Consider the following 7,142-nt stretch of genomic DNA (forward strand, 5'->3'; position numbering starts at 1 on the left):
GGCGCTCGCGGAGGATTTGCCGCCGCATGCGGACCCGGAGATTTCGGCGCCGGTGCGGCTGCATCTGGCGCGGGTGCTGCTGCGGCGGGTGATGAAGGAATGTCTGGCTCCATGACGGCGATTTCCCTGATCGTGAATGGCGAGCGCGTCGAGGCCGAGGTGCCGGCCCGGCTGCATCTCGCCGATTTCCTGCGCGAGCGGCTCGGCCTGACCGGCACGCATCTCGGCTGCGAGCATGGCGTGTGCGGCGCCTGCACGGTGCGGCTGGACGGGGCGATCGTGCGCGGCTGCCTCGTCCTCGCGGTGCAGGCGGCGGGGTGCGTGGTCGAGACCATCGAGGGGGTGTCGGATTCGGGCGAGCTGGCGGATTTGCAGGAGGCGTTCTGGCGCCGCAACGCGCTGCAATGCGGCTATTGCACGCCGGGGATGATGCTGGCGGCGGCGGATTTCCTCGCCCATGCGCCCGATCCGACCGACCGCGCGGCGATCCGCGCGCATCTTTCGGGCAATTACTGCCGCTGCACCGGATATGAGGCGATCGTCGACGCGGTCGAGGCGACGGCGCGGGCGCGGAGGGCGGCATGAACGGCGCCGACCGGCCGATCGGACGGGCGATGGCGCGGCCGGATGCGCGGCGGCTGACCCAGGGGCGCGGGCTGTTCGCGAGCGATATCGCGCTGCCGCGCATGGTGCATGCGGCGTTCCTGCGATCGCCCTATGCCCATGCGGAGATCGGGGCGATCGACCTGGCGCCGGCGCGGGAGATGCCGGGGGTGGTCGGCGTGTTCGACGCGGCGGCGCTGGAGGGGCGGTGCGCGCCGTGGGTCGGCGTGCTGACGCATCTCAAGGGGTTGAAATCGGCGCCGCAATATCCGCTGGCGCGAGGCCGGGTGCGGTTCCAGGGCGAGCCGGTGGCGATGGTGGTGGCGGCGAGCCGGGCCGAGGCGGAGGATGCCGCCGAGCGGATTGTCGTGGAGTACGCGCCGCTTGCGCCGGTGGTCGATCCGCTGGCGGCGCTCGCGCCGGGGGCGGCGGCGATCCATCCCGAACTCGGGGATAATCTCGCGTTCGCGCGGACGATCGAGGCGGGCGGCGGGGCGGCGGCGGTCGATGCGGCGGCGGAGCGCGTGGCGCTGGAATTCGATTTCGCCCGGCATACCGGGGTGACGCTGGAGCCGCGGGCGCTGGTGGCGGACTGGAACGAGGGCGAGCAGCGGCTGACCGTGCATCTCGGCACCCAGGTGCCGCACATGTTCCAGACCGTGCTGGCCACACTGTTCGGCCTCGCCGAGCGGCAAATCCGGGTGATCGGGCCGGATGTGGGCGGGTCGTTCGGGATCAAGATCCATGTCTATCCCGACGAGATGGCGGCGGTGGCGGCGAGCCGCATCCTGCGCCGGCCGGTGCGGTTCGTGGCCGACCGGCTGGAGAGTTTCACCGGCGATATCCATGCGCGCGGGCACCGGGTGTCGGCGCGGATCGGGGTGGCGGAAGACGGGCGGATCGAGGGCTTCGCGGTGGACGATCTGACCGGGGTGGGGCCGTATTCGGCCTATCCGCGCACCTCGGCGGTGGAGGCGAACCAGGTGATCAATCTGGTCGGCGGGCCGTATGATTTCGCGCATTACGCGGCGCGGGCGCGAGTGGTGTTCCAGACCAAGGCGATGATGTCGCAATATCGCGCGGTGGGGCATCCGATCGCGACCGCGGTGACGGAGGCGCTGGTGGACGAGGCGGCGCGGCGGCGGGGGATCGACCCGGTCGAGATGCGGCGGCGCAACCTGATCGCCGACGACGCCTATCCCTGCGCCTCGCCGGCGGGGATGAAGTTCGAGGCGCTGTCGCACCATGCCTGTCTCGACGAGCTGGTCCGGCTGATGGACTACGACGCGCTGCGGGCGGAGCAGGAAGGGAAGCGGGCGCGCGGGGTGTGGCGGGGCATCGGGATCGCGAGTTTCATCGAGATCACCAATCCGGGGGCGGCGTTCTACGGCGTCGGCGGGGCGCGGATCGCCGCGCAGGACGGGGCGACGGCGCGGCTCGATGCGGCCGGCGACGTGGTGCTGCATGCCGGCGCCACCGAGCAGGGGCAGGGGACGACGACGATCCTCGCCCAGGTGACGGCCGCGGCGATGGGGGTGGACCCGGCGCGGGTGCTGGTGAAGCTCGGCGATACCGACGCCACACCCTATGGCGGCGGCACCTGGGCCTCGCGCGGGGCGGGGGTGGGCGGCGAGGCGGCGTTTCGCGCGGCATCGGCGCTGCGGGAGAACGTGCTGGCGCTGGCCGCGAGCATCCTGCAGGCCGCCCCGGAGGCGCTCGACATCAGGGATGGCGCGATCGTCGATGCGGCGGGCGGGGCCGAGCGGATGAGCCTCGCCGAGCTGGCGCGCATCGCCCATTTCCGGCCCGACACGTTGCCGCAGGGGGTGGAGCCGGCGCTGGTCGCGAGCCGGCATTACGTGCCGCGGGAGTATCCCTTCGCCTTCACCAACGGGGTGCAGGCGGCGGTGGTGGAGGTGGACGCCGAGACCGGCTTCGTGCGGCTGCTGAAGCATTTCGTGGTCGAGGATTGCGGGACGATCATCAACCCGTTGCTGGTGGACGAGCAGATTCGCGGCGGCGTGGTGCAGGGGCTGGGGGCGGCGCTGTTCGAGGAATGCCGCTACGATTCCGAGGGGCAGATGCTGAACGCGACGATGGCGGATTATCTGGTGCCGATGGCGGCCGAGATGCCGGACATCGTGATCGGCCATGTCTGCACGCCGACGCGGGAAAGCCATATCGGCGCCAAGGGCGTGGGCGAGGCCGGCACGGCGGCGGCGGCGGCGGCGGTGCTGAACGCGGTGAACGACGCGCTCGCGCCGCGCGGCGCGCGGATCACGGCGCTGCCGATCACGCCCGCGCGCGTGCTGGAAGCCCTCGGCATCGGCTGACGCGGAGGGCGCCGGCCGCGGTCAGCGGCCGGTGAGGATCTGACTCGGTCAGCGGCCGGTCAGGATCCGTTCGATGAGCTGCTTCACCGTCGGGATGAAGCCGTTGGAATAGAACGGATCGGTCGCGAAGCGGTAGCCGTTGTGGCCGCTGAACATCAGGTTGTGGTCGACCGAATCGGGGTCGTTATGGGTGTGGGCGATGTCCTGCAGGGTCTTCTGGATGCAGAAGCTGCGCGGGTCGGCCTTCTTGCCGGTGGAGAAATCGGGCTCTTCCTGCGACCAGTTGGAGAAGCGGCACTGCGAGAGGCAGCCCATGCAGTTCACCTGGTCGAGCCGGATTTCCTCGGCGGTTTCGGGGGTTTCGAAGACGAGGGTGGAATCCGGGGTGCGCATCGCCTCGGTGAAGCCCTCGCGCTCCCAGGCGTGGACGTCCTTGAGGTCGGCCGGGGTGAGCCAGACCGGGCGCTTGCGCGGGCCGACGCCGTATTCCTCGGTATGCTCGCCGACCGGCTCGGTGGTGTAGGCGACCTGCCGCTCGTTGCGGGCGCGCAGGCCCTGGATGAAGCCGTTGTTCACCGCGCTGGAATAGAAGCCGGTGGGCGAGAAGCGGTTGAGGAAGACGTCGCCCTGCTTGAGGGTGAGGAGCTTCTGCTTCCAGACGTCGCTGATCGGGCTTTCCCTGGTCAGCAGCGGGCGGGTGCCGAACTGGAAGGCGACGGGGCCGAGATCCGGATTGTCGATCCAGTCCTCCCATTCCTCGAGCCACCAGACGCCGCCGGCCATGATGATCGGCGTCTCGCCGAGGCCGAACTCGCGCATCTGCCGGCGCAGCGCGATGACGCGGGGCAGCGGGCTTTCGGGCCTGGTCGGGTCTTCGGAGTTGGACAGGCCGTTATGGCCGCCGGCGAGCCAGGGGTCTTCGTAGACGACGCCGCCGAGCAGTTCCTGCGCCTTGTGGTAGGCGCGGCGCCAGAGCGCGTTGAAGGCGCGGGCGGAGGAGACGATCGGGTAGTAGTGGATGTTGAATTTCGAGGCGATTTCCGAGAGCCGGTAGGGCATGCCGGCGCCGCAGGTGATGCCGTTCACGAGGCCTTTCGCGCCTTCGAGGATGCCGGTGATGACGCGCTCGGCGCCGCCCATCTCCCAGAGGATGTTGGCGTGGATGCGCCCCTGGCCGCCCGATTCCTCGTGCGCGCGCCGGGCCTGGGCGATGCCGCCCTCGATCGCGAAGGCCACGAGCTCCTCGTGGCGGGCGCGCCGCGTGGTGCCGTGATAGACCTGCGGGACCGGACGGCCGGAGTCGTCGTAGCTGTCGGCATTGACGGCGCTGAACGTGCCGACGCCGCCCGAGGCGGCCCAGCTTCCGGCCGAAAGTCCGTTGGAGACCGCCACACCCTTGCCGCCTTCGACCAGCGGGAGAACATCGACGCCGCCCATCCTGATCGCGTTGATCGTCTTCATCGTCTCGATAACCTGTTCATCGCCTGCGCGATGCCATCCTGAGTTTCACTGCCGCCCGCCGTCCATCGTCGCGCGCCGCCCCGTGCCGGGCCGGCCGTGGGCGAGGATCGGGTGTCGGGCGGGGGTGCCGCCGAAACGCCGATCCGGCTTGCTGGGCCGGCTTGCGGTGCCGCATCGCGAACGCCTGCACCGTCCGGATACGAATTCATATCATCATTCGGATGCACGAGAAACCGCCGCGTGAGACGCCGATACACGAAACCGTCATGCACCGTCCACAAAATCCGCACGCGCCGCGCGCCAGCGCTGCCAGCCCGCCGCGCGCAGCTCGCAGGCCGGGCAGGTGCCGCAGCCATAGCCCCAGTCGTGCAGCGTGGCGCGCTCGCCGCGATAGCAGCTGTGGCTGCCGGTCCGCAGCGCCTCGACCAGCGCGGCGCCGCCGAGTTCGGCGGCGAGCTCCCAGGTGGCGGCCTTGTCGCGATACATCAGCGGCGTCTCGACCGTGACGGCGCGGTCGAGGCCGAGCGAGAGGGCGAGCTGCATCGCCTGCATCGTCGTGTTCCGGCAGTCGGGGTAGCCGGAATAGTCGGTCTCGCACATGCCGCCGACCAGGGTGCCGATGCCGCGGCGATAGGCGAGGGCGGCGGCATAGGTGAGGAAGAGCAGGTTGCGGCCGGGGACGAAGGTGTTGGGCAGGCCGGCCTCGGTGGTCTCGATCTCGATCTCGGCGGTCATCGCGGTGGCGCCGAGGGTGGCCAGCGCGGCGCTGATGTCGAGCATCGTGTCGGCGCCGAGTGTGGCGCGCCAGGGGCGCAGGCCGGCGATGGCGGCGCGCAGCGGGGCGCGGCACTCCAGCTCGACCGCGTGGCGCTGGCCGTAGAAGAAGCCGATCGTCTCGACCCGGTCGTAGCGGTCGAGCGCCCAGGCGAGGCAGGTGCCGCTGTCCTGGCCGCCGGAAAAGAGGACGAGGGCCGCGCCGGATGCGGCGGGAGGGGAGGTGGTCATGGCCGGAACATGCCGGGCGGGCCGGCCGCGATCAAGCGCGATCGGGGGCGTAGATCCGCGCCCTTGCGGCGGGGCGGCGCGGATGCGATTCTATGCGGCATGGATCTCGACTTCACCGAAACCGAAATCGCCCGGTATTCGCGCCACATCCTGCTGCGCGAGGTGGGCGGCACCGGGCAGGCGCGGCTGCGCGCGGCCTCGGTGCTGATCGTCGGCGCGGGCGGGCTCGGCTCGCCGGCGGCACTTTATCTCGCGGCCGCCGGCGTCGGGCGGATTTCCATCGTCGATGACGACGTGCTGGAACTCTCCAACCTGCAGCGGCAGATCGCGCACGGGGTGGCGTTTCTCGGCGCGCCGAAGGTGGAGAGCGCGGCGGCGGCGATGCGCGGGCTGAACCCGGAGGTGAGCGTCAACCCGGTCCGCGCCCGGCTGGACGCGGGGAATGTCGGCGCGCTGGTCGCCGCGCACGACATCGTGCTCGACGGGACCGACAATTTCGCGACCCGCTTCCTCGTCGCCGATGCCTGTGTCGCGGCGCGGCGGACGCTGGTTTCGGCGGCGGTGCTGCGCTTCGAGGGGCAGCTTTCCACCTTCAAGCCGCATGCGGGGCCGGATTGCCCCTGCTATCGGTGCCTCTATCCCGAGGCGCCGCCGGCGGGCATGGTGCCGACCTGTTCGGAGGCCGGGGTGCTCGGCCCGGTGACGGGGGTGATGGGCACGTTGCAGGCGACCGAGGCGATGAAGGAGATTCTCGGCATCGGCACCTCGCTGGCCGGGCGGCTGCTGCTGTGGGACGCGCTGGATGCGCGGTTCCGCACGATCACGATCCCCCGCGTGCCGGACTGTGCCGCCTGTGCGGGCGTCTAGCCGCCTCGCCCGGCTCGGGCTGGTCGTCGTGGCGCTGGCGCTCGGCGCGTGGCACGCGCCGAAGGTCGGGCCGGGACCGGGGCCGGGCAAGGGGTCGGCCACCGGCTGGCCGGTGCCGCGCTTCGAGAGTTTCCGCTCCAGGGAAATCTACATGCGGGCGGGGCCGGGCTTCCAGTATCCGATCATCTGGGTCTATCACCGGCTCGACCTGCCGGTGGAGGTGACCGGGGAATTCAATGTCTGGCGCCACGTCGTCGCGCCGGATGGCGGCGACGGGTGGGTGCACGAGGCGCTGCTGCACGGCCTGCGCAGCTTCATCGTCATCGGCGGCCGGCACACGCTGCGCGCGGGACCGCACAAGGATGCGACGCCGGTCGCCTATCTCGACAAGGGCGTGATCGGCGTGATCCGGCGCTGCAAGGCGGGGGCGGCGTGGTGCCAGGTGGAGGTCGATCACCGCGCGGGGTGGCTCCGGCGCGACCAGTTCTGGGGCTCGTTCGCCGGCGAGGCGATAAAATAGCCCTTCGACGTGGGTTTTCCACAGAAAACTGCAAGGCAGAACTCAACTAGATGTTGAGTGAGGCCGGTCGCTCGGCTACAGAATGTTGTAGCACATGAGAGGGACAGGACAGGCCATGGAATGGACCGACGAGATCATTGCCCGCCTCCGCCAGCTCTGGGACGAAGGGCTTTCGACCGCCGAAATCGGGCGACGGCTGAACATTTCCAAGAATTCGGTGGTCGGCAAGGCGCACCGGCTTGATCTGCCGGCCCGTCCCTCGCCGATCCGGCGCGACATCAGCGGCGCGCGGCCGTCGCGCCCCGCGCCGGCGCGGGTGACCGGGCCGACCCTGCCTTCGCTGGCGATCGCGG

7 protein-coding genes are annotated in these 7,142 nt (G+C 70.7%); 5 read left to right on the forward strand and 2 right to left on the reverse strand.

The genetic code is table 11. From position 1 onward, the window contains the following. Window positions 1-111: 111 nt before the first annotated feature. Together APM_RS09630 and APM_RS09635 are read left to right on the forward strand one after the other, a co-directional pair. Window positions 112-585: a (2Fe-2S)-binding protein gene (locus tag APM_RS09630; RefSeq protein ID WP_007423178.1), complete on the forward strand. Its 474-nt coding sequence runs from the start codon at window positions 112-114 to the stop codon at window positions 583-585. Beyond that, complete coding sequence (locus APM_RS09635) at window positions 582-2,936, forward strand: xanthine dehydrogenase family protein molybdopterin-binding subunit (protein WP_007423179.1); 2,355 nt, start codon at window positions 582-584, stop codon at window positions 2,934-2,936. The genes APM_RS09630 and APM_RS09635 overlap by 4 nt, the downstream gene beginning before the upstream one ends. 48 nt (window positions 2,937-2,984) lie before the next feature. Here APM_RS09635 and APM_RS09640 read toward each other — a convergent pair whose 3' ends face one another. Together APM_RS09640 and queC are read right to left on the reverse strand one after the other, a co-directional pair. Then, window positions 2,985-4,397, reverse strand: coding sequence for a nitronate monooxygenase family protein (locus APM_RS09640; RefSeq protein WP_007423180.1), 1,413 nt, complete (start codon window positions 4,395-4,397; stop codon window positions 2,985-2,987). Window positions 4,398-4,661: 264 nt separating this feature from the next. Continuing rightward, window positions 4,662-5,402, reverse strand: a complete 741-nt coding sequence (queC, locus tag APM_RS09645) for a 7-cyano-7-deazaguanine synthase QueC (protein WP_007423181.1) — start codon at window positions 5,400-5,402, stop codon at window positions 4,662-4,664. Between the two features lie 99 nt (window positions 5,403-5,501). On the opposite strand from queC, the gene APM_RS09650 reads away from it, so the two are divergent. The 3 genes from APM_RS09650 to APM_RS09660 all read left to right on the forward strand — a co-directional run. After that, complete coding sequence (locus tag APM_RS09650) at window positions 5,502-6,269, forward strand: molybdopterin-synthase adenylyltransferase MoeB (RefSeq protein ID WP_007423182.1); 768 nt, start codon at window positions 5,502-5,504, stop codon at window positions 6,267-6,269. Continuing rightward, window positions 6,256-6,789 carry an SH3 domain-containing protein gene (locus tag APM_RS09655; RefSeq protein WP_007423183.1) on the forward strand — a complete coding sequence of 178 codons (534 nt, stop codon included), beginning with the start codon at window positions 6,256-6,258 and terminating at the stop codon, window positions 6,787-6,789. Before APM_RS09650 ends, APM_RS09655 begins: the two co-directional genes overlap by 14 nt. A 115-nt stretch (window positions 6,790-6,904) precedes the next feature. Then, window positions 6,905-7,142: GcrA family cell cycle regulator (locus tag APM_RS09660; RefSeq protein ID WP_007423184.1), on the forward strand; the 238-nt coding region annotated here is incomplete at its 3' end.

This window comes from Acidiphilium sp. PM (genome assembly GCF_000219295.1).
Classification (GTDB): Bacteria; Pseudomonadota; Alphaproteobacteria; order Acetobacterales; family Acetobacteraceae; genus Acidiphilium; species Acidiphilium multivorum.

Excerpts from the sequence above, each read along its gene's own strand:
- APM_RS09630 (WP_007423178.1), top strand. The coding sequence starts at position 112 with ATGACGGCGATTTCCCTGATCGTGAATGGCGAGCGCGTCGAGGCCGAG.
- APM_RS09635 (WP_007423179.1), top strand. The coding sequence starts at position 582 with ATGAACGGCGCCGACCGGCCGATCGGACGGGCGATGGCGCGGCCGGAT.
- APM_RS09640 (WP_007423180.1), bottom strand. The coding sequence starts at position 4,397 with ATGAAGACGATCAACGCGATCAGGATGGGCGGCGTCGATGTTCTCCCG.
- queC (WP_007423181.1), bottom strand. The coding sequence starts at position 5,402 with ATGACCACCTCCCCTCCCGCCGCATCCGGCGCGGCCCTCGTCCTCTTT.
- APM_RS09650 (WP_007423182.1), top strand. The coding sequence starts at position 5,502 with ATGGATCTCGACTTCACCGAAACCGAAATCGCCCGGTATTCGCGCCAC.